This is a genomic window from Chengkuizengella marina (assembly GCF_009910845.1).
Taxonomy (GTDB): Bacteria; Bacillota; Bacilli; order Paenibacillales; family KCTC-33759; genus Chengkuizengella; species Chengkuizengella marina.
In genome coordinates this window covers 111,127-134,384 of record NZ_SIJB01000028.1, presented here as the reverse complement: position 1 = coordinate 134,384, position 23,258 = coordinate 111,127, and the positions used below count along the sequence as shown (strand labels likewise).

The following is a 23,258-nucleotide window of genomic DNA, read 5'->3' as shown; positions in this document are numbered from 1 at the left end:
TTTTTTCAATTATACTTCAAACTATTCACTCGATGTTTTACTATAAAGCTTATTTACAACATCAAATTCGTTAGCAACATCATCAATGGACTTATTAGCAGATTTTTTTAGATACAAATCAAAAAAGTTCAAAATAAATTCATGTTGAATCTTAGCACCCTCTCTTCCATCCAATTCACCCGTAATATGAAAGTACTTGCTAAGCGGAGAATACATATAAATCATGGAAAAATCCTGATGCCCCGTATTATTAATTTGAAATAAATCTGTTGGCGGTTTATTTTTGTCTAATAGCAGAAATAAGTTTTCATTATTCAAACTTTCTTCCCATTCATGACTTCTTAAAAATAAAGAGGGGATTTGCAATCCCGCATCCAGTTTATTTTTTTGAATAGGTTCTACCCAAGCATCCATACCAATTAAAGCTTTTACTCGATCATCATCCAAAGCAGTGGCAACTGAGGCTCCTCCACCTGTAGAATGGCCGATTATTCCAATATTAGAAAGATCTAATTTCCCTTTGAATTTCTCATCTACCTTACCAACATTAATTTTCTCTAAATGATTTAATGTTAAGTTTATATCTCCAGCAAATGTATTTACTAATGTATTTGCATACTCCAAATAATTTGGAGTGATTTCCCTTTCAGGCAATGCATCCTCATTCACATAAGCTACTTCTCCATCATTAAAAACAGTTACCGCAGATCCATAAGTATGATCAATAGAGATCGCTAAATAACCATGGCTAGCCAACAATTCAGCTACATCTGCATGAATATTGTTAAATCCCGTCCACCCGTGAGAGATCATTACGACTGGCCATAAATCCTCCCCTTCCAATATTGGTGGATTTTCATATGAATTAGACATAACCAAAGCAGTGTGACTTAAGACGAATTGAGGGAATCCCATCATTTTTGCTACCCCTTTAGCAACTGTACCGGCATCTTTTTCTAACCAAGGTACTAAATTGTATTCCTGAACATCCTGTGCAGGATACCACATCTGTATTTTAATTTTTCTATTTGTAGATATATTCTCACTATATATCTCTTGTCTATTATTATCTACAAGATCAAATGAAACGGTTCCAACTTCATATTTCCCTTCTGGTACTGGCATTTTATACACGGGAAATGCGTAAGTAAATAGTAAGGAAACTACAAAAAACAATATCACCAATACAGAGATCGCTTTTTTTAGACGTATATGTTCAAACATCCATTGATTAATAAATTTGAAACTTAAAAATAGTTGTAAAATAATTAAAATATACAATATGCTCAGTTGCCATCGCATTCCCTCAGTATAACCGTGAATAATGAATATTAATAAAGAAAACCAAGGTAAAACCTTTATTAATTTAGTTCCCCTAAGTTTCCTATTAAACATAGACATGATCATGACTAAAACTAGTAAAAATAAAATTACCTCAAGTATTCTCATAGATCCATAGCCTCATATTTATCGATTAAAGCTATGTTGCCACCTCCAAAATTAAAATTATTCGTTGTTTTTAATGTCAATATTATAACATTTCAAATCTTCTAAATCCCATTGTCACAAAATCAGATGTTTGATATAAACTATATCATCTCTTCAACACGAAGGAGTGTTCACATGGAAATTTGTGTCATAGGAGCAGGGTATGTAGGTTTAACATCAGCCGTAGTTTTTGCAAGGCTTGGTCATAAGGTAACATGTGTAGATAAAGACAGTGAAAAAATAAAAAAACTCAATGAAGGGTCTATCACAATATTTGAGCCTGGTTTAGAAAAATTACTTGTTGGTTTTAACAGAAACATCTCTTTTTCTGAAGATATTGAAGATGCCATTGGAAGAGCAGAGACTATACTTATTGCTGTAGGCACACCCCAGCTTCCAGATGGAGAAGCAGATTTACAATTTGTAAATGAAGTTATACTAACAATAGCAAACACAATTTATTCACATAAAACAATTATTACAAAAAGTACCGTTCCTATCGGAACAAACGATAAACTTGTAGAAATATTACTTGAACTTGAAGTAAAACGAAGCCGCTTCCATATTGTATCAAATCCAGAATTTCTCAGGGAAGGTTCGGCAGTGAAGGATATGTTACACCCTGACAAAATTGTTGTGGGATTAGAAGATCATGATCAACAGTCACTAATAAAATTGAAACAACTATACTACGGTATTAATGCCCCATTTGTCGTTACTAGTTTGAAGGGAGCTGAAATGATAAAATATGCCTCCAATTCTTTTTTAGCAACTAAAATCTCTTTTATGAATGAAATGGCGAGAATATGTGATGTATTTAACGTAGATATTATGGATGTTGCTAAAGGTATTGGTAGTGATCCAAGAATAGGATCTGAATTTTTACAAGCAGGCATAGGATATGGTGGGTCTTGCTTTCCTAAAGATCTTCAATCTTTAATTTATACATCAAAAAAGCAAGAGATCCTTCCGAAACTACTCATGGCTACTGAAGAAATTAATCAGACACAAGTAGATGTGTATATGGATAAATTAAAATCTTATATCCCAAATTTAACAGACAAAAAAATCACTGTATTAGGTCTTTCCTTTAAGCCAAACACAGACGATATTAGATCTTCCCCTGCAATTAGATTGATCCATAAATTAGTTGCACATAATGCCAAGGTACACGTTTATGACCCGAAAGCAAAGTATGAAACTACCAATGTAATTCAATTTCATCATGTAAATGATGCATTGAATGATACTGACTGTATTATTGTGGCTACAGACTGGGATGAGTTTTTATATTTAGACTGGAATGATATTAAGCGGCGAGTGAATGAGAATATTGTACTGGATACTCGAAACTTTTTGAATAGAAATAAAGTAGAAAAACATGGATTCACCTACGTTGGCTTAGGTCGTTCAAGAAATGAAACCAAACTTCCAGAGTAATACATTTTGAAAGCAAAAAAAGATCTGACTCAATGGATTTGAGTCAGATCTTTTTCTACAATTTAATATTTATTCGTTATCTTCTTCTTCATCATCGTCTTCTTCGTCTTCATCATCAGCATCTTCGCCAATGACAAATTCATGAGTGGTGCCATCATCAAATTCTAATTCAACTTCTAATTCTTCAAATGTTGCACTACTAATTTGTTCCATCACAGCTTTTAAAACATGCTCTGCACTCTTTTTATGAGATAGTTCAAACCCTTCTTCAAAATCCAAATCCACCTTCGCTTTAATCACTCTTCCCACCTAAATTCCTCCTCATCCTTAGTAATTACGCTACATGATATGCAGCAATGCATACATTATTGACAAATTTAATCATGTTTTTTTACTTCTTTTTCTTTCGCTTCGTATTTTTTGTTTTATTTATAGGGTTCAATAACCACGGTGCAGCTGAAAGGTTATTAGGTACAATGACTTTATTTGATTTTTTCTCCTTCTTATTCAATTGTTTTGTTTGTTTTTCATTTGAATGTTTTTCGTTTGAATGCTTTTCATTTGATTCTTTTTCTTTCACTGGTTTTTCTTTCACTTGTTCACTTTCTTGATTATCAACCTGTTTTTCAGCTTGTTCTTGTTTAGACTCATCTACTGTTTCTTTAGCAGGCTGTTGATCATTTATTATTTTTAATAAATTCGTTTTTGTTCCTCTACCGCTATACATTTTATGTTCATCTGCCTCCTCTCCATCGATTAGATCTATTCTTTTAACTTCTTTTTCCTCTAGAGTGTTCTCATCTAAACTTTCAGTCAAATTGTCAAGATTTACATCCTCAGATTTTGCTGGAGCTGAATCATCTATAACTTTCTCTGTTTTCATACTTTGTAAGGTTTCTTCAACACCTACACCCTCTAAACTTTCATTTGTATCTTGTGAAACTAATCCTTCACTTGGATATTCCTGCAACCGTTTTCCTTCTAGATTTGCTAAATTTTCCTCTACAGCTGATTCATTAAGTACAATTTTTTCATGATTTTCAAGCATTTTTTCATATTCAGCAAAACTCCATCCCATTGGTCCTGGTGGTGAAAACTTAAACTTTTCTAATTCAAGTTTTGGAATGTTAAATTGTGAATCTATTGATTTTCTATTGTTCAGCCTTCTCACCTCGTTCACCTTCTTTTATAGCTTCCGTTATTTCAGAGAATTGATTAAGAAATCGTTCCTTAGAATCCTCAACTGCAATAATATTTTGTAAAGCCCAAATATATTTTTCATCACCCCATGAACGTTTTTGACTTAAAAAATACTTGTGTACAATTGCACAGAAAAGATGTGGAAATTTCAAATCAGTCCAAAGAACTCGATATTGGTCTCTAGTTAATGGATAACAAGCATCGTATTCACGAAGCAATTGAATAATAAAATCAATATCCCAAACGGACAGCTTTTTCATCATTTTATTTAAAATAATTCGTAAATCTCTAGAAGGTAAATCATAGGTTATCGAATGAAGCTCCCTCATGAAAGGCTCCCCATTTAATTCAGTAAATCGTGCTAGTGTAAAATCCTGTTGACAATAACTTTTATCTTCAATAGATTGTTTGATCCACTCTTCATACGGTCCAGAATCAAGTTCGTTTAAGGCAGTTCTTCCTCTTTCAAGCATTTTATCTGCATACTCTAAAAATAAAACAGAGAAAGGTTCATCTGGATAGGTTTGAGCTAAAAGTTTGTTCCCTTCTAACTCCTGTAGTTTCCATCTGAATAACTTGTGCCATTTATTCAACCTACTTCGTGTTTTACTTTCATTGGATGGAACATACCCTTTTGATGATTGATGAAACTTACCTGCAAAATCAAATATTTTCTTCATTTGCTCCTTATTGTAATAAATCATCTCATTGCCTTTTACATGATCATATACAACGTATGCATGATCTTCTGCACCGATACAAATGGCCCCATTTTTCGTTTTATGAATAGGAGTAATACCTAAACCTTTTTGAACCAAATCATTATGGGCACCAGCAATAAACAACATTCGTTTAGGATTCATGTGTGCTTGTTTCAGAATTTTTTTACCTTGATCTGTATTCACTTCCCATGTTGTTCTGCCACTTCTGCTTTCTAATAATCTAACTTCCCCAACCTCAAAGGGGTATAATTGTAAAACACGTTTTAAGTGCTTTTCTTGAGCATATTCCTGATCCAAATGTATCACCTCTCCTTGACTACTCCCTCATAAACTTGCGATAAATTTTCTGCAACTCTATTCCAGCTAAAATCCTTCTCTACTTTATTACGACCATACTTACCCATTCTCGCTCGTTTACTAGAATCATTTAATAACAAATTAATCGCTTTTGCATACGCTTGTGGGTTTTCAAAATCATGAATGATGTAACCATTTTTTCCTTCTTCTATAACTTCTGGATTACCACCTCTATTACTCGTAATAAGCGGTAAACCTGCCGCCATAGCTTCATAATGAACACGAGCAAGAGGTTCTTGCCATTGTGATGAGCATACAAACACATCTGACATGGCATACAATTGAGGAATATTTTGCGGTCTAACAAATTTAATAAAAGTCACATTATTTTCAAATATTGCACCTAACGTATACAAATGCCTTACATAATTGTTCAGATTATCGTCACCAAACCATTTGGAACCGATAAACACCATCATCACATCAGGGTGTTTTTCAATAATGGATGGAAGTGCTTGAAGAAGGAGATGAGGACCTTTTACTTTACTAAGTCTTCCTACAAATAAAACTACTTTTTTTCCTTGTAACTCAAGTTCACCTCTAACATTATTTCTCGTTTCCTTACCTACTACAGACCATGAAGGTTGGTATTGATGTAAGTCAACACCGGAATATACGGTTTTCGTTTTATTTTTTGCTTCTGGAAATCGATCTGTTATTGTCCGACCTATAAAATCACTTACCGTCACAATTTGAGAAACTTGTTGCACACAACGTTTCCCTTCTGCATCTGTCATTTTTTCATAGGAAAACATTTCATTATGAACACTTAATACAAATTTCGTTTGTGGTGCTGCATGACAAAGCTGCTCAATCCAGTTAGGACGATTGCATAAGTGAACCACATCAAAATTTTCAACTTGTATATATTGTTCAATCATTTCAACATATTGATTTTCAGGAAAACGAACATACCTTACATTTTTTTTGGATTCTTCATCTTTTAACTCTGTGTCTTGTATAGAAATCACTGTCACATCATGTTTATTCGCAATAATGGAAGCAACCGAGTTTAAATATATTTGAATAGCTCCACCTCGTATTGCTGGTACCGGTAGTTTCTCTGTAGAGATTAAAGCAATTTTCATTTTCAGCCTCCATTCATAATTCGTGTTCAAAAGATTATTAATCCGAGACTTTTTGAACAACCTCTCATGAAAAATAATTATTTCTTATATGTATGATACGAGAATAAAATGAAGGGTGTTCCTAATCTTATTGGATTTTAAAAAAATTGTGTTTTTAGACAAATTCCCACTTAAACTCAACAGAATATACTAGATTAAAAAATAAGAGGAGTTATGTAAATGTGATAAAAAAAGCAATTATACCTGCAGCTGGTTACGGTACGCGTTGTTTGCCAATTTCAAAAGTTGTACCTAAGGAATTGTTTCCAATTGGAAACAAACCCGCTATTGATTACATTGTTGAAGAAGCTATTTCTTCTGGGATTGAAGAGATATTAATCATCGTTTCCCGTTCAAAAAATTTAATTTTTGATTATTTCGATCGTTCTATTGAATTAGAAACTTTTTTACAGCAAAAAAACAAAATCCATTTATTAGACAAAATTAAAATACCTGATATTCATATTCAATATATAAGACAGCCCTTTGCAAAAGGACTCGGTGATGCTATAAAGTTAGGAAAAAGATTCATTCAGAATGAACCATTTGCTGTATTATTACCTGACGAAATTATATTAAATAACAGAATACCTGCCTTAAAACAATTAACTACTGTTTATGAAAAACATAAAAAAAGCGTTTTAGGACTTTATGAAGTAAATCCGAAACAACTTTCAAACTATGGCATTGTTAAAACAAATAAAATCGAACCTGACTTATTCAAAGTAACTCATATCGTTGAAAAACCTACCCATAACCCTCCGTCAAACTTAGCTGTAATAGGAAGGTATATATTTACTCCATCTATTTTTTCTTATTTAGAAAATATCAACACAGGTGTAGATGGAGAAATTCAACTTACTGACGCCATCAATGAACTTCGAAAGTCAGAAACGTGCATAGGTAAACTTATTACTGCTGAGCGTTTTGATATAGGAAGAAAAGAAGAATATCTAAAAGCGATCACATATTTAAAGGATATTGAGGAGTGACTAAACTTGAAATTATTAGTCATATGGCGCCTTTTAACTGTTGGCGGAGTGAATGCTGGATGGCGGAATCGTGCCATTTTCTTCAAAAAACATGGAATAGATATTGAATTTTTATATTGTAAGGATCTTGGTGGCTTGCATATGATGAAGGACGTTGCTGCTGTTTATGTTACAAAAGATGAGAAAGAAATTCATCATTTACTGGAGTACAATCATTATGATGCTGTTATTGTGGTAGATACAAATCAAGCTTACAAATGGCTGTCACAAACAAATTCTAGAAGACCAATATTAATCGAAGCTCGGACCCCGGAAATTATTAAATTAAAACGTAATTTAGAAGGCTTCGACAAAGTGAATCCGGTCAAATTTGTAGTTCCGTCTGAGCATCAGAGAAGAGTTTTATCCATCTTAGTTAAACATAACTCTCCAATAGAGGTCATCTATAATGGAGTAGATACTTCTTTCTTTAGAAAACTTCCTGAAGATCAAATAGATATGATGGCTGATCCCATCGTATCAAATAAAAAAATTGTTGCATATATTGGAAGGCTAGATCAAAGAAAAAATTGGAAACAGCTTCTTAAAATCGCCAAACTTGTGCAATCAGAAAGAGATGACATTGAATTTTGGGTCATTGGTGGTGACCAAAGTAAGGATAGAATTAAATTTGAAAATCAAAGGGATAAACAGCAGTTAAATGAGTTCATTAAATGGTTCCCTGTCATCCCTTACCAACAAATGCCACATCTTTATGCGAAAATTAAACAATCTGGTGGTTGTACAATTGCTACAACGAAAGGAGAATCTTTTGGAAACACCTTCATTGAAGCCATGGCCTGCGGTGTCCCTGTCGTTGCACCAAATGTCTCTTCAATACCTGAAATTGTTGTTCATAAAAAAACGGGTTATTTATTTCGTGAAAACAACATTAAAGAAGCAGCAGAATCTATTTATACAATCCTAGACGATCCTTTTTTATATGAGCATTTGTCTAATGCTGCAATCCAAAGAGTAAATAACCATTTTTCAATTTCACAGTGCGCAACCAAGTATATTGATATGCTCCATAACGTAATGAAAGAGAGTTGATCAAGATGCTTCCCATCTCGTATCAGAAGCCTTTAAAACATAAATCAAACCATAAGCATCTTGTTTCTTTTGACAATCATCAAAACTATGCAGTACATTTTTTGCATGCTGGTGAAGAAAAAGCTCTAATGAATGAATGGATCGCTTACTGTATTGCAAAATATATGGGAATTCCTGTACCAGAAGTTCAAATTATTGAAATACCTAAAATATTTTTAGAGGAAATACCAGATCTCAATACGAACAAGCAACATTATTTATCCAAAAAACAATTTGCAAACCTTTACTTAGAGGAAACTATTCCTTTAAATGAAGCAGAAGCTGGGCATATTTCAAATGTTGAAGACCTTGCAAAGGTAGTCGTGTTTGATTATTGGTTATGTAATACTAATCGGACACATCAAAATGTGATGCTAAAGAACGAATCACCTGGCGTTTATCATTGTTGGCTCATGGATCATTCCGAAATATTCTCCTCAATATCTTGGACAGCTGCTGATTTAGAAAATCTTCCTGAAACAGTATTAAACAATGTAACCCATCAAACTCTTGCAAATTATATTCCAAATGAAAAAAAATTTATAGAGCAAATTGAAGTGATCCAAACCATTCCTACATTGTTACTTGAGGAAATATTATCTCTAATCCCTGAGGAATGGAAAATATCAGAAGAAGAACAAAAAAATGTTCTAAAGACTTTAAATTACAGAAGACACAAAGTGATTCCACGTGTTATTAATCAATTTATTAATGAAATATATTCACCTTTGCTTAAGAACAGAAAATAATTAAACATCACAGATACAGCCCATAAAGGAGCCTAGTTAAGCTATATCTTAAAATAGGATAAGGATGGTGGGAATTTTGAGTGTAGACCCTTTACAGGATGAAAATAAGGAAGAAAGCAATGAATATGTTTTGTCACCAGAAGAAGAACAAAAACTAATTCAACTTGCAGATACGATAATTAGTAATTGGGATAAAAAAGTGAATCTTATTGAAGTCATTCAAGGTGGACAGATGGCCATTGTTTGGAAGGTTCATACAGAAGAAGGTCCATTTTGTCTAAAAAGAATTCATCGCCCAGAAAAGAAAGCACTCTTCTCAATTCATGCACAGGATTACTTAGCAAAAAAAGGAACAAGAGTACCTGGTATCATCCCAAACAAAAACGGTGAATTGTATACAAAACATGGACCTTTTTTGTTTGTTGTTTACGAATGGATTGAGGGAAGACCATTTGAGCTAACCGTTACAGAAGATCTACAATTCATAATGAGAGGACTTGCAACTTTCCACATTGCGTCAGTTGGATATTTACCACCTCCTGGTGTCCCCGTATTTAAAAAACTTGGCCGTTGGCCAAATCATTATATTAAAAGATGTCAACAGATGGAAACTTGGAAATTAGTTGCAAAACAATTTCCAGATGATCCATTTTCACAAATGTATCTAAAAGAAATTGATCCATTTATTAAAGAAGGAATTGATACTTTACGCAGATTATTAGAAAGTGGATACATGGATTGGGTTACACAAATAGAAGCATCACCTAATTTGTGTCATCAAGATTATGGTACTGGAAACACACTTCTAGATCTTGATCAACAAATATGGGTGATTGATTTAGATACGGTTTCTTACGATTTACCCATTCGAGATCTGAGAAAAATGATCATCCCATTGCTGGATACAACAGGTGTCTGGAACGAAGAACAATTTAATGTCATGATTGAAGCGTATGAGTCTGTTGCACCTCTAACCTCGGAACAAAAACAAATTATGTTTATCGATATGCTTTTTCCTTATGAGTTATATGATGTAATTCGAGAAAGATACGTCAGAAAATCCCCAATGTTTGTGGAGGAACTTCATGGCGCTCTTGAGTATGAAAGAATTAAATCACGGGAATTAAATAAACTGATTCATCAAGTATAAATCAGCTGATTGCGGGTTGTTGAAAAAACAATTTTTAAAATTAAAAAAGGGTATCCTCTATCACTTTTCAAATGGTATATTGTAGGAACCCTTTCCCTTGCATTTTTTTAAGTTGAAATCATCTGTAGCTATTTTTCTTTTGTTTTTGATTTGCACCTCTTTTATTTGAATTGCTACTCTTTTTAGCAAACTTAGCAGGCTTACCTGCTTTAACCTTGTTTCTTTTCTCAGAAGGCTTTGATGAAGCTCTACCTTCCCCTCTTCTACTTTCACCACGTCGCCCTTTTTGTCCTTTATTCTCTTTTTTACCAAATTTGCCTTCATCATTATTATTTCTCTTTTGATTGACTTTTTTAGTTTTTTTGGAACGGTCTTCGGCAACATGTCCATCAACATTTTGTTTTTTTATAGGCATGTTAATACCCTTTTCAATTTGATTTAAAGCCACACGATCCTTAGGTGCTACAAATGTGATCGCCAGTCCCTTTTCACCAGCTCGTCCAGTTCTTCCTATTCTGTGGACATAACTTTCCACATCTTGAGGAATGTCATAGTTAACTACATGAGTAACTCCCTCTACATCCAATCCACGAGCAGCAACATCTGTAGCAATTAGAAATTGGACTTTCAACTCACGGAATCTCTTCATTACCTGTTCTCTTTTTGCTTGGGATAAATCACCGTGAAGCTCGTCTGAATTCAATCCTTTTTCTCTTAAAGCCTCATTTAATTTACTTGCTCTTCGCTTTGTCCGACAAAATATAATCGCTAAAAATGGTCGATATTTCTCGATAGTGCTTACTAATGCATCTTCCTTCGCACGATCTGTTGTCTCGATTGCGATTTGTTTGATATCCTTGACTGTTACTTCTGTGTCTTTAACTCGAATATCTTCTGGTTTTCTCATATATCGATTCGCTAAAGATCTTACTTGTTGTGGCATCGTTGCTGAGAATAACATTGTCTGTCTGCTGGATGGTGTACGCTGAATAATTTCTTCCACTTCAGATAAGAATCCAATATGCAGCATTTGATCTGCTTCATCCAACACAAGCATGGAAACATTGGTAAGTTTAATCGTTCCACGTCCCAAATGATCTATGATACGCCCAGGTGTACCTACAATAATCTGATTATTTCCTTTTAGTTTATGTAACTGTTTTTCCACATCTTGTCCACCGTATACTGCTAAAACATTAAGTTTTTGTATCTTAGCAACGAGCTTTTTTACTTCAGAAGTTACCTGTAATGCTAATTCACGTGTTGGTGTAACAATAATGGCTTGAATCTCTGGTTTATCAGGATCAATTTTTTCTAAAATAGGCAATACGAACGCTAAGGTTTTACCTGTTCCTGTCTGAGCCTTACCAATAACATCTTTCCCTTCTAATAAATGAGGAATGGCTTGTTGTTGAATTGGAGTTGGTTTGAAAATCCCGTTTTCTTTCAAAAAGTTATTTATTTCTTCGCTTATACCGAGCTGTAAAAAGTTTTGCATTTTTAATTTACCTTCTTTTTATATTTATATTTGAATAGCATTTTCCAAATAATTGTTATTTATCCTATTTGTGATAAAGAGGAAAGTTACGCGATAAAAAAGCACCACATTGGGCGCTTTTTCTATAGTGTTATTCTTTTATGAATACTTCAACTTTATCATATTATCGTAATCTGGCAAAGGGAATATTTTTTATAACTTTTTTGGTTCTGACTCAAGTGGTTGTGATTCAGGGGTTCTAATAGAATGTTACTTTATAGTTATAACATTTTACGAAAACGCAGTGCGATTTCATGCATAACAAGCATTGCACGTTCAACAATGTGAATCATATGTACAAAGCTGTGAACAAATCCCTCATAACAAATATACTCCACATCAACTCCAGAAGATTTCAATTTCTCAGCAAATAAAAAACCGTCATCTCGCAGAGGATCAAGCTCAGCTGTAATAATCAAAGCCGGGGGTAAATTCTCAGCGTTTATTACTTGTAAAGGAGAAGCATAGATTTCCTTTCCTTGCTCTTCATTTTCCAAATAATGATTCCAAAACCAAATTAACGTTTCCTTCGAAAGACTGTAAGCAAAACCTTCACAATAAGATGATGTATTAAAGCCATAGTTGGTAACAGGGGTAATTAGTAATTGAGATAAAAGGTTAATATCGTAGCTATCTCTTATTTTTATAGCTGCAGCTGCTGCTAAATTAGCCCCTGAACTTTCACCACCAATGGCTATACGGTTTACATCTCCACCAAAAACATCCCCATTTTGATATGTCCATTTAACAGCATCAACAGCATCAATAAAAGGCAAAGGATATTTATTTTCTGGGGCAAGACGATATTGAACGGAAACTACAATACATTTTGCAACCTTTGCTAAAAAACTACAAATATCATCAGTGCTATCTAGATCACCAAATACCCAGCCCCCTCCATGAAAATAAACAAGAATTGGAAGATGTGTTTCTTTTTGAATAGGATGATAAATACGTACAGGCAAATCCGGATGAATTTTTCGATGAATATTCTTATTTGTTACAGTCACCTCACCCTCTCTTTGTTTAAGAAACATTTTTCTCGCTTCTCGATGAAAATAACGAGATTGTTCAGGTGTTAATTGAGAGATAGGAGGATGACCAAGGTCCGTCATCCTCTTCCCTATTTTTTGTAATAATTGATGAATCTGAGGATCAATAGGCATATGCATCTATTCCGTTAGTTATTTTTTTCAATTCTGACATTTGTTTTTCAAATTGCTCTTTCCTCAAGATCATCAGTGCTGCTTTTTTATGAGGTAATTGTATATGAGAGTGAACCTCGAACCCACACTGTTGTAAAGTAGGGATCACAATTCGATTTCTGATATCAGGTTCAACAATGATGCGTTTGGCGTCATACCTATTAAAACCAAAAGAGAGAAGTCCTCGTACTAAGGGGATCATAACCTCTTTTTTTAAATTCTCTCTTTTTCCAATTGCAAAGTGCCCCCCTAAATCCTTTTCTTCAACATGATAATAGTTTCGAATTTGATCTTCTGATACTTTATATGTCATAAAATAACAAATGGGTTCCTCATCAAGACTAGCAATATATATATCTTTGTATTCAGTCTCTAGCGTTTTTTTCAAGTAACTTTGAAATTCATTTAAAGGGACATTTAACTTCCAAAATGGTGCTAAATGTTCTTCTTGCATCCACTCATATATCATCTCTAAATCTTTTTCATAAGATACTGGACGAACAGTAACCACTTTTTTATATTGAATATCTACATAAGTAACGGATTGGCGTAATCGATGTACTTCGTATAAAGCATTTTTTACTTTACCATATTCTGATGCATGCGGTCGTTCACCATCATCTTCATAACCATAATCCAACATTCTATTTCGATTTAAACACAATTTAGTCATCTCTGGTTTAAGGATATTAAATAAATCAAAACGATCCTGTAGTTCAGGAAAACGTGTTTGATAATTTATAATCGCTTGAAGAAGCTGACCCCAAAATTTATTCTCCTCATGCTGATAATGATCTTCTAAAATATTAGAAAGATATCGCAGGTGACAAATAAACAACCCAGTAAAAATAAATTGGCAAAGACCTTCAGGTGGTTCACTTCGCAGCACTTTTTTCAGTTCATCTGATAACCCTTCTAATTCAGGCAGTGGTTGATCACTTATATTCACATCGTCTACAAAATCTTTGATTGCCAGTCTATGAGGCTGATTGTTTTTCAAGACTAATATCGTATTTTGTCCATGTGGTGAGAACACTGTTCCGTATTGATATAAATAGTGGAGTAACGGAGGCATTATTACATTAAAGAATTTTTCACACCATTCTTGTACGGATATTCCAGATCCCTCCACTAACTGACCAATAAACGGTCTACCTTGATCATCAACATAAAGTAAAGATGCTAAGCTAATGGCTTTCTCCCCTTCATCAAGATATGAATAAATACTCTCACGCCAAATACTTCCTAACATTTCAATATATTGATATGGTGCATTTTCTAATTTCTCATAATAATCGTGTCTAACATGTATTGAAGCCACTTCTCCAGGTAAAATAAGTCGACATTCTTCTTTCAAAAATCGATCTTGTTCACAAATACCTTGAATATACTCCGTTATTTCCGGGGCAATTACTGTTCTTTCACCCGGCAAACCACGATACACTAATGTATTTAATATACTGATTGGCAATTTTACATGATGTTTATGTTTGCTGCTCTTATTTACAAATGTACGGATAGATTGCTGTGGTAAATATAAATCTGTACCTTCACCAAGTGGTATGATTTTTCTTAAAGCAAGGTCTTCAGCAAATAAAGGAATCAATATATTGTTCCACTGCCATTCGTGTACTGGAATGAATAAATAATCTTCTAGTAAAATGTGTTCTTCTGTTAAAATAGCTGTAAAATGATTTATAAGATCTTGACCCAGTTCATTCAACATCAATGTTTCATACGAAAGTGAACTAGTTCCTTGAAAGGATGCAATGCTTCTGTCAACTGCTAACCAAGTCAACTTCACCTCTTGTTTGCTTTCAGGAGCATATGCCAAATAGTCATCATATCCAAAACCAATTCGACCCTTATTGTAAGTAATCCAAGGATGTCCTTCCATTTCTCCTTCAATCTCTGCATAATCCATATCTAACAAATTAGCTTCTTTATTTTTTTTCTTTAATAAAATGTGGCAATCCGCCAGTAACGTATGCTGGTATTCTTTAATGAGATGTCCTGTAGTAGTTGAGCGCATTCCAATCAATTTTTGGATATCTAATAAAAATTGAATAGGCTGTGTTGCTTTTAAAAATACACCATGAACTCCTCGTTCTATAGAACCTTCCAAAATTTGATAACTGTCAAACATTCGCTGTTTTGCTTCAAAGCGATATTCTATTCTTTCATCAAGCAATAATTTATACTGTCCGATATCTCCATCTTTTTGCATGATTTCTGGATCAATAATGTTTTCATACATAAATTCCGCAAACATTTTTTCTAACAATTGTGTGCCAGCTTGCTTCCAAATATGTGGCGTTATTTGTTTCAATTCATCGATGTAATTCATATATTTACACCTCTTCGATTGTTTTTATTTATACCAAACTGTTGAAATACATTTTTCTTTTGAATAGGATAAACTTCCCGACCTGTTAATGCATTAATAATGACTGAATTACGATGAGCACCTAGCCCAAGATCTGGAGCACCTATGCCATGAGTATGAACCTCACCATTCTGTACAAAAATATGACGCTCTATCTGGTTAGTAAGTTGTAATTTATAATCTTCTCCAACAATATACCGACCTTGTTCATCCCAGGTAATCTGTGAGCGAATATCTGAAATAAAAGAAGGAATTGGATGCCTATATCCCGTAGCAGCAATAACAATTTCACTTTCTGTCTCAATTGAAGTATTTTCCTCAATCTGCTGTAAATGCAGTTTATACTTTACTCGCCCATTTATATTCATTTCCTCAGCCTTTTGCAATTCTGTTAATGCGAGCATATTTACGGGTATTTCTTTATTCGCAATAGTTAAATGATAGAGCTGCTCATAAATGTCAGCGATGGTTTTAGCACTAATCCCCTTATATAATAAATCTTGCTTAGGTAATATCTGATCCCGTTTTGACTGAGGCAATTGATAAAAATATTGAATATAATCAGGAGAAAAGTGCTCTAAACCAAGCTTGGAATATTCCATAGGAAAAAACCCTCGTGAACGTGTAAACCAATTTAATTCATATCCATACTGAGGTTGTTCTTTTAAAAGTTCATAAAAAACTTCTGCCGCACTTTGTCCTGATCCAATAATCGTAATAGATTCAGCACGTTTAACTCTCTCTTTTCTTTGTAAAAAGAGAGCAGAATGAAAGATATCCTCGTTTGAAAATGGACCAAGCATATCCATCATATAAGGTTCACTACCTATGCCCAAAACAAGATGTTTAGCAAAGTAACTGTTAACTTCATCATTAGTTTGATCACGCACTTCTACTTTGTAAAATGAATCGTTACCTTCCTCAATAAATTGGATATTTTCAACACGATGATGAAACATTAATGAATCAAGTTGTGAGCTTACCCATTGTCCGTAGTGATTGTATTCTTTACGCGGGACTAAAAAATGCTCTAGAAAGTAAAAATGATATAATCGTTGATGAACCTTTAAATAATTCAGATAGCTAAATGGGCTAGTAGGATCAGCCATTGTAACCATATCCGCTAAAAAAGGAACCTGTAATGTCGTACCTTCAATGAGCATTCCTTCATGCCATTCAAATTGCGATTTTTGTTCAAAAAATAGAGCTTCGATTTCTGCAACTGGATCTAGTAAAGCTGCAAGTCCTAAATTAAAAGGTCCTACTCCAATTCCAATGACATCATAAATCTTCATACTTCCATCTCCTTTTAAAACGTTCACGATCACAAAACATCAACATCCCTGTTTTGTCTGGTAATTCAACGGACTTCACTTTTTCAAAGCCACATTTTTCAAAAACATAAATCATTTTATCGTTACGAATATCTGGCTCTGCAATGACTTTTTTTGTTTGTAAATGCCGAAATTGAAATTTCACCATAGCTCGTAAAAAAGGCAGAGACAAACCTTTACCAATGAATTCTTTTGGTCCGATTAATAGATGAATGCCTTGATCATATGAATCAACATTGTAATATTGACCAATGATATCTTCCTTCGCCCAATATGCTTCCCAGTAGCTCATCGGTGCTCCATCCAGTTCACCTATATATAATATTTGATGATTATCATTCAAAAAATTTTTAAGGTGTTTTTCATAATCTTCTAAGGATATTGCAAGATTCCAAAATGGAACGACATGCGGCTGGTGCATCCAATTATGGAGTCTATTCACATCTTTTGTTAACTCTACTGGACGAAAAGAGATCGTTTTTTGGATTTCTTGATCAAATATCTTGAAGCTGACCAACACGATAAACCTCCTTAGCAGTGAGTGGATTCATTGTTTTGACATATACAGATTGTGTGGCTAATGATCCAACAAGCTCATCCATGTCATAAAATCTAGTTAATAAATTGCCTTTACTAGGAAGTATTTTTTCATCTAGCAGACTATCTAATAGCTTAGAAGGCATACGATTGATTGGCCTTAATTGCTCTAGTTGTTCTCTTAACTCTGCTAATAATTTATGTTCCTCGATAAGACCGCTGCAACCAAAGGCATTAATTATTCCAAATAAGTGATTAAAAAAGAAATAATAACGAAATCTCTCATCTGCTATCTCATCTTCACAGGTCGTTTGGCTTTTCTCGCTAATGCCAGGAAGAAATTGCTCCAAGGTTTCGTGCATAGATTCACAAAAATAATAACCTTGATTATCTCGATAATATACCTTTTCTGGATAACCCTCTTTTAATCTAACAATACTATTTTGTTGGTGAGCTTCCAAAGCAATTCCATACGTCATATACAACCAAACGAGAGGCTGCAAGGATATGTTTAAATAATTGCGGAACCAATCCAAACTGACATCTTCTTGTGAACGTCCCTCCTGTTTTGCTAAATGTTGAATGATTTCACCTAATAAGGTGGTCTTATTATCTAACGGATGATCTTGACCTAGAGCAACAATCGGCATTACATGATGCTCTTCTCCTTCTTGAAAAGGATTATCTCGAATCATGACTTCAAAACCAGACTCTTCTTCCCCATCCAATCGAATGGTTAAATAAGCAGGGTCGGTAATAATCTCAAAATGAGGAAACTTTTTCTTCCACTCCTTGCCAACTTCTGTATCTAATAAACGTTTTACTTCAACCCCTCGCTCTAATTCTTTACGCTTATTCACTCGCAAGGAATTTGTGATTTTAATATTGAGCGACAGCTTGTACATCATAGAAGCTCTTGGATGATATACCGATCTTAATGAAGAGGTTGCATAAAATGCAGTGCCTGCACTTCCTAGATATTCTAATTCCCCTTTTGATATCAAATCTTTGACTTGTGGTTTTTCTAATAAGTATTGAGCTTGCCAAGGATGTATTGGAATCAATGCATAATCGTCTGTCTGACAGTACTTTTGTTTAAAGGAGCTTTGTACTTCAGGATCTTGCAACAATTCATTTTTAATCAACTCTATTGCTGATTTTTCAACGGCTGAGTCTTCCTCTACAATCGAACGATGAGCACGGAAATAATGAAGACTAAACCGCCCCTTCATTTCTGGTGAGTAGATGGGTAGCTCCTCTTCACTGAATCCCTGCCGGCTTTTAGGGGTTGGGTGTAATAAATGACCAAAAAGAAGAGCTTGCTCTGTTTCAATAAATGTTGAATTTAATGAAAATAAATCCTCAAATTCATGGTTTCTTGCCTCTACAAATCGAGATATTTGTTGGCAGCTTTGAATCACTCTTAGCATTAACTCATCCTGTGTTTCTTGATGATTTTCAGACATTGTTAACTCTTTACATAGAAGTGAGATGAGGGTAACATAATCAAGATCAAGTGATTTGTTCCCTCCATCTGTCTCATATTTCACAGGAAAATCAAATAAATGACGCCCTGTTAGTGAAAAATACTCAACCTTCACTATCAGTTCCCCACCAACATGTTGTAAAGGACATCTGATCATTTTCGTTTGCTCATCCCACTCATAATGATTTGTTTCTTTTAAATAACAATTAAAAAAACTTTGCATCGTAGCCTTTTCAGCAATTTGTTTACTGGATAACACTTTTTTAACTCACCCTTTCTTGATCAAAAGACTCACCAATTTGTTTAATCTGATTCAATATGTGTTCAATGTGACTCATTTCAGTACGAGGATTTAATAAAGTAAATTTCAAGCTAACCCAACCGTCTATTTTTGTTTTTGCAACTACTGCTTCGCCACTTTGTAATAATTTCAATCGAATATGCTGATGCAATTTGTTACTTCTAGTTTGTATATCCATTGTTTGAATCAACTTAGGCCTGTAGCGGAAAACAACAGTGCTTAACGTTGGATGTTGTATAAGATCATAAGATGGATCCTGATCAATATAAGTAGCTGTTCGTTTCGCTAGATGAATGGTGTAATCTATCATTTGCGAAAAATTCTCCAGCCCTACATGCTGTAAAGACATTAAAAGCTTTAAAGCATCAAAACGTCGAGTGGTTTGTATAGATTTCCCAACCAAATTAGGAATGCCTGTTTGCTCATCTTCCAGTGAATTTAAATAATCCGCATTGCGGTGTAAGGATTGAAACACCAATCTATTTTTAACTAAAAAAGCACCGCAACTAATAGATTGATAAAACCATTTATGAAAATCGATCGTGCAAGAATCTGCTCTTTCAATTCCTGTTAATTTTAGTTTATGTTGATCACTGAATTGAATCGCTCCACCATATGCTGCATCAATATGAAGCCAAATGTTATAGGATTCAGCTAGTTCACCTATTTCAGAAAGTGGATCAATGCTGCCAAAATCAGTTGTACCTGCTGTTGCTACAATGACAAACGGAAAGTAATCGTCATGTTTCAAAGTTTCTAATTTTTGCTTTAAAAGATCTGGGCACATACAGGCATCTTCGTCAGTATCAACCGTGATCACTGCATCCTCACCTAATCCTAGCAAAGCTGCTGATTGTGATACTGTAAAATGTGCTTCTTTAGAACATAATATTCTCATTCTGCTTGCTTCAGGTGGCAGACCCTTTTGCTTTACATTCCATTGCCACTTTCTAAAAATGTAATGATCTCTTGCTAACAAAAGCCCCATGAAATTTGATTGGGTTCCTCCACTGGTAAAAATACCATCTGCTTGCAAAGGAAAACCATAAATTTGACATAACCACTTCATCATCTGTTGCTCAATATGGGTGGCCATCGCACTCTGATCCCAAGAATCCATTGAAGCATTCATCACATTCATGATGACTTCCGCTGCAATAGAAGCAGTAAGAGGGGGAGTGTGTAAATGCGCAACACAAGTCGGATGTGTAACTCCAATTGAATTTTCAAGTATTTTGGCACCTGTTTTTTCAATAATTTTATTTAAATCCATTCCAATTCTTGGAATATCCATCACTTCACTGCAAATATCATTTAATTTATTTGGATTTGCCCCTTTATATGGTTTGGATTGTTCTTTAAAAAAGGTTTGTACCACATGCTTTACCATTAACATCGCTTGATCAAACATTTCTATACTATTTTCATTATTAGCTGGAAAATAGTGATCAAAAATCGATGACTTTTCTAACGTTTTAATTGATGCCATGGTTTAGACCTCCTGCATCAACTTCATCTCTTGTTTATCAACTGCTTCAATGGCGTCATAAAAAATAGAACTGATTTGTTCAATTTGATCTTCGTTGACAATTAATGGAGGTAAAAACCTTACAACACTGCCATGTCTTCCACCTAATTCTACGATCAGACCACGACGAAAGCATTCTGCTTGTATACTACGTGCTTTATCTGGATCTGATGGATAGGCACCTAGTTGGTCAGGAGATTCATTAGAATTTACAATTTCTACGCCAATCATTAACCCCCGTCCTCGGACTTCTCCAATACTTTTGTATTCGTTTTGGATTTTAAGTAATTTGGACATGAATAAATCACCCATTTTTTTTGCATGTACATCTAATTTATTTCTTAGCACATATTGTAATGTCGCAATTCCCGTTGCCATAGCCATTTGATTTCCACGAAAAGTTCCTGCATGTGCTCCTGGTTCCCAGCGATCCAATGATTCATCATAAAGTACAACAGAAAGCGGTAAAGATCCACCTATTGCCTTAGAAAGAATCACTACATCAGGTGTAATATCTGCATGTTCAAATGCATACATTGCACCTGTTCTACCAATGCCTGTTTGAACTTCATCAATGATAAGAGGTATATCTCTTTCTTTTGTTAAACGTCTAATCTCACGCACCCATTCATCTGGTGCAGGGATAGCACCTCCTTCTCCCTGTACCACCTCCATAATCATTCCAGACGGGGATACGATTCCACTTTCAGGATCATCAAGTACGTTTTGAATATAATGAATTCCGGTAGAAATTCCTAAATCTCCACCTAAACCAAACGGACAACGATATTTATATGGAAACGGGAGAAAGTGAACATCTGACATCAAACCCGTAATTTTCTCCTTTGGACTCGTATTCCCCATCAAGCTAAGTGCTCCGTGTGTCATGCCGTGATATCCACCATGAAATGAAAATACACTTCGATTTCCTGTAGCTGTTTTTACTAGTTTTATTGCTGCCTCTACTGCATCAGCTCCTGAAGGACCGCAAAATTGAATTTTTGCCCTTCTTGCAAATGAGGGTGGAAGGCTTGCTAACAATTCATCTACAAACTGTTCTTTAACTGGCGTTGTAATATCTAACGTATGTAAGGGATAACCCTCTGATAAAAATGACTGAATCGCTTCTACTACAACGGGATGGTTATGCCCTAAAGCCAATGTCCCTGCCCCACCTAGGCAATCAATATAAGAATTCCCTTCTACATCTTTGATAAAAATTCCTGATGCTTCTCGAATTGCAATCGGTATGCGTCTAGGATAAGAACGAGCGTTTGATTCTCGTTTCATTTGCTGACTTAATAACATTTTGTTATTTGAATTAGTTTCATGATTCCATTGCAAGTGTAATCACTCCTAAATTATATTGAAATTGATAATCATTATCATTGTAATGTCAAAAAAAAACTCTATCTCACCTCCTTTAATATAATAAAATGACTATTTAGATATCATACATTTTCTAACAGACCGTTATCTCCCTCTTATAGAGAGGGAGTCTATCGGAATGTTGATACAGGAAAAATGGATGTAATATTAATCGGCAAATCATTCTATTTCATAAATCTGAAATAATTCATCCAACATAATATTAGCAGCTAAAACTCCACCAGCTGTATTCCAAATCGCATCACTTACTTCATGAACATTTCCATCATTTATAACATCCAAATTATTCCATAGAGGATCATTCAACCATTCTTCTTTTGTTTGTGTTCCTAACCCACTTCCATCGTCATATGTAAAGTAGAATAAAAGATCTCCATCCATATTAGGAATACTCTCTTTTGAAACTTCAATCATAAAATCATCGACATCTTGAACAGCAGGACGTTTGATTCCAAGCTGATCTAAAACAACACCAGAAAATGATTGTTTATGATAAATTCGAGCCGTACCTGGTAAGAATCGTACAACAGAAACTTCTTTTTCCAACTGATCCCCTGCTTTTTGTTTAAAAACTTCCGTACGCTGATTAAACTGTGCAATGACCTCTTGACCTTCATCTTTTTTATTTAATGCCTCAGCATAAAGATTAAAGTTTTCTTGCCATTCTCCCTTTAAAGTTTCCGAGAAAATTGTAGGAGCAATGGCAGATAACTGTTCATATACTTGTTCCTGTCTCACTTTAGTGCCAATAATTAAATCTGGCTCTAACGCGATAATTTCTTCTATTGATGGTTCTATTTCAGTACCTAAATTCACTACATCTTCCATCTGACTTGCAATATGTTCATACCATGGATCACCTAACCAAGACTGAACAGCCCCAACTGGTTTTACACCTAATGCCAATAAAGCTTCTGTGCCTTCATTAGTTAAGATAACAATACGTTCTGGTGTTTCAGGAATGATAGTTTCTCCCATTGCATGATTTACTGTATATGAAGTTTCTTCTGTTTCTACTGGTTCAGTACTGGCTTCTTCTGTCTTATCTTCATTACCTCCACATGCCGATAAAACAACAATAAAAATTGCCATTATTGAAAAAAGAAACCCTTTTTTTGTCTTTCTAAAAAAATTCATGATTACAATTCCCCTTTTTTTGTAGTATAATTAATTCAGAATGGTCAATTGAGAATGATTAT

Annotated in this window: 19 protein-coding genes and 1 pseudogene; 5 read left to right on the top strand and 15 right to left on the bottom strand. The window is 34.4% G+C overall.

The window, feature by feature from the left end:
* Nucleotides 1-21 precede the first annotated feature (21 nt).
* The gene (locus ERL59_RS13285; RefSeq protein ID WP_160646716.1) at nt 22-1,449 is read right to left on the bottom strand and encodes an alpha/beta hydrolase; all 1,428 of its coding nucleotides are present in this window, start codon (nt 1,447-1,449) and stop codon (nt 22-24) included.
* A 174-nt stretch (nt 1,450-1,623) separates the two neighbouring features.
* Here ERL59_RS13285 and ERL59_RS13280 point away from each other — a divergent pair, with 174 nt between their 5' ends.
* On the top strand, nt 1,624-2,928 hold the full coding sequence (locus ERL59_RS13280; RefSeq protein ID WP_160646715.1) for a UDP-glucose dehydrogenase family protein: 1,305 nt from the start codon (nt 1,624-1,626) through the stop codon (nt 2,926-2,928).
* A gap of 69 nt (nt 2,929-2,997) precedes the next feature.
* On the opposite strand, the gene ERL59_RS13275 is transcribed toward ERL59_RS13280, so the two are convergent.
* The 4 genes from ERL59_RS13275 to ERL59_RS13260 all read right to left on the bottom strand — a co-directional run bounded on the left by ERL59_RS13275 (nt 2,998) and on the right by ERL59_RS13260 (nt 6,295).
* On the bottom strand, nt 2,998-3,237 hold the full coding sequence (locus ERL59_RS13275) for a hypothetical protein (RefSeq protein WP_160646714.1): 240 nt from the start codon (nt 3,235-3,237) through the stop codon (nt 2,998-3,000).
* Nucleotides 3,238-3,319: 82 nt separating this feature from the next.
* On the bottom strand, nt 3,320-4,099 hold the full coding sequence (locus ERL59_RS13270) for a hypothetical protein (protein WP_160646713.1): 780 nt from the start codon (nt 4,097-4,099) through the stop codon (nt 3,320-3,322).
* Nucleotides 4,080-5,147 (bottom strand): CotS family spore coat protein, encoded by a 1,068-nt coding sequence (locus tag ERL59_RS13265; RefSeq protein WP_160646712.1) that lies wholly within the window; start codon nt 5,145-5,147, stop codon nt 4,080-4,082. Before ERL59_RS13265 ends, ERL59_RS13270 begins: the two co-directional genes overlap by 20 nt.
* A gap of 5 nt (nt 5,148-5,152) precedes the next feature.
* Nucleotides 5,153-6,295, bottom strand: coding sequence for a glycosyltransferase family 4 protein (locus ERL59_RS13260; RefSeq protein WP_160646711.1), 1,143 nt, complete (start codon nt 6,293-6,295; stop codon nt 5,153-5,155).
* A 221-nt stretch (nt 6,296-6,516) separates the two neighbouring features.
* Here ERL59_RS13260 and ERL59_RS13255 point away from each other — a divergent pair, with 221 nt between their 5' ends.
* The 4 genes from ERL59_RS13255 (at nt 6,517) to ERL59_RS13240 (ending at nt 10,356) form a co-directional block, all read left to right on the top strand.
* Nucleotides 6,517-7,326 (top strand): UTP--glucose-1-phosphate uridylyltransferase, encoded by an 810-nt coding sequence (locus tag ERL59_RS13255; RefSeq protein WP_160646710.1) that lies wholly within the window; start codon nt 6,517-6,519, stop codon nt 7,324-7,326.
* A gap of 6 nt (nt 7,327-7,332) precedes the next feature.
* Nucleotides 7,333-8,418 carry a glycosyltransferase family 4 protein gene (locus tag ERL59_RS13250; RefSeq protein WP_160646709.1) on the top strand — a complete coding sequence of 362 codons (1,086 nt, stop codon included), beginning with the start codon at nt 7,333-7,335 and terminating at the stop codon, nt 8,416-8,418.
* 5 nt (nt 8,419-8,423) lie between these two features.
* Nucleotides 8,424-9,206, top strand: coding sequence for a HipA family kinase (locus ERL59_RS13245; RefSeq protein WP_160646708.1), 783 nt, complete (start codon nt 8,424-8,426; stop codon nt 9,204-9,206).
* A gap of 76 nt (nt 9,207-9,282) precedes the next feature.
* The gene (locus ERL59_RS13240; RefSeq protein ID WP_407925713.1) at nt 9,283-10,356 is read left to right on the top strand and encodes a CotS family spore coat protein; all 1,074 of its coding nucleotides are present in this window, start codon (nt 9,283-9,285) and stop codon (nt 10,354-10,356) included.
* 118 nt (nt 10,357-10,474) lie between these two features.
* Here ERL59_RS13240 and ERL59_RS13235 read toward each other — a convergent pair whose 3' ends face one another.
* The 10 genes and pseudogenes from ERL59_RS13235 to ERL59_RS13195 all read right to left on the bottom strand — a co-directional run bounded on the left by ERL59_RS13235 (nt 10,475) and on the right by ERL59_RS13195 (nt 23,196).
* Nucleotides 10,475-11,854 (bottom strand): DEAD/DEAH box helicase, encoded by a 1,380-nt coding sequence (locus tag ERL59_RS13235; protein WP_160646706.1) that lies wholly within the window; start codon nt 11,852-11,854, stop codon nt 10,475-10,477.
* A 260-nt stretch (nt 11,855-12,114) separates the two neighbouring features.
* Complete coding sequence (locus tag ERL59_RS13230) at nt 12,115-13,059, bottom strand: alpha/beta hydrolase (protein ID WP_160646705.1); 945 nt, start codon at nt 13,057-13,059, stop codon at nt 12,115-12,117.
* A complete protein-coding gene (locus tag ERL59_RS21105; RefSeq protein WP_328699951.1) occupies nt 13,049-13,609 on the bottom strand; it encodes a GNAT family N-acetyltransferase in 561 nt (186 codons plus the stop codon). Before ERL59_RS21105 ends, ERL59_RS13230 begins: the two co-directional genes overlap by 11 nt.
* Nucleotides 13,610-13,657: 48 nt before the next feature.
* A pseudogene (locus ERL59_RS13225) lies at nt 13,658-15,445 on the bottom strand (IucA/IucC family protein); the annotation flags it as partial.
* Nucleotides 15,442-16,779: a lysine N(6)-hydroxylase/L-ornithine N(5)-oxygenase family protein gene (locus tag ERL59_RS13220; protein ID WP_160646703.1), complete on the bottom strand. Its 1,338-nt coding sequence runs from the start codon at nt 16,777-16,779 to the stop codon at nt 15,442-15,444. The pseudogene ERL59_RS13225 and the gene ERL59_RS13220, both read right to left, overlap by 4 nt.
* Nucleotides 16,766-17,338 carry a GNAT family N-acetyltransferase gene (locus tag ERL59_RS13215; protein ID WP_328699950.1) on the bottom strand — a complete coding sequence of 191 codons (573 nt, stop codon included), beginning with the start codon at nt 17,336-17,338 and terminating at the stop codon, nt 16,766-16,768. The genes ERL59_RS13220 and ERL59_RS13215 overlap by 14 nt, the downstream gene beginning before the upstream one ends.
* Nucleotides 17,313-19,100, bottom strand: a complete 1,788-nt coding sequence (locus ERL59_RS13210) for an IucA/IucC family protein (protein ID WP_160646702.1) — start codon at nt 19,098-19,100, stop codon at nt 17,313-17,315. The genes ERL59_RS13215 and ERL59_RS13210 overlap by 26 nt, the downstream gene beginning before the upstream one ends.
* A gap of 4 nt (nt 19,101-19,104) precedes the next feature.
* Nucleotides 19,105-20,631, bottom strand: coding sequence for a pyridoxal phosphate-dependent decarboxylase family protein (locus ERL59_RS13205; protein ID WP_160646701.1), 1,527 nt, complete (start codon nt 20,629-20,631; stop codon nt 19,105-19,107).
* A 3-nt stretch (nt 20,632-20,634) separates the two neighbouring features.
* Complete coding sequence (locus ERL59_RS13200) at nt 20,635-22,014, bottom strand: aspartate aminotransferase family protein (protein WP_268894517.1); 1,380 nt, start codon at nt 22,012-22,014, stop codon at nt 20,635-20,637.
* Nucleotides 22,015-22,218: 204 nt separating this feature from the next.
* Entirely contained in the window at nt 22,219-23,196 is a 978-nt protein-coding gene (locus ERL59_RS13195) for an ABC transporter substrate-binding protein (protein WP_160646700.1), read from the bottom strand.
* Nucleotides 23,197-23,258: the final 62 nt, after the last annotated feature.

Coding starts and splice junctions, on each gene's coding strand:
- ERL59_RS13285 (WP_160646716.1), bottom strand. CDS start 1,449: ATGAGAATACTTGAGGTAATTTTATTTTTACTAGTTTTAGTCATGATC.
- ERL59_RS13280 (WP_160646715.1), top strand. CDS start 1,624: ATGGAAATTTGTGTCATAGGAGCAGGGTATGTAGGTTTAACATCAGCC.
- ERL59_RS13260 (WP_160646711.1), bottom strand. CDS start 6,295: ATGAAAATTGCTTTAATCTCTACAGAGAAACTACCGGTACCAGCAATA.
- ERL59_RS13245 (WP_160646708.1), top strand. CDS start 8,424: ATGCTTCCCATCTCGTATCAGAAGCCTTTAAAACATAAATCAAACCAT.
- ERL59_RS13235 (WP_160646706.1), bottom strand. CDS start 11,854: ATGCAAAACTTTTTACAGCTCGGTATAAGCGAAGAAATAAATAACTTT.
- ERL59_RS13230 (WP_160646705.1), bottom strand. CDS start 13,059: ATGCCTATTGATCCTCAGATTCATCAATTATTACAAAAAATAGGGAAG.
- ERL59_RS13220 (WP_160646703.1), bottom strand. CDS start 16,779: ATGAAGATTTATGATGTCATTGGAATTGGAGTAGGACCTTTTAATTTA.
- ERL59_RS13205 (WP_160646701.1), bottom strand. CDS start 20,631: ATGGCATCAATTAAAACGTTAGAAAAGTCATCGATTTTTGATCACTAT.
- ERL59_RS13195 (WP_160646700.1), bottom strand. CDS start 23,196: ATGAATTTTTTTAGAAAGACAAAAAAAGGGTTTCTTTTTTCAATAATG.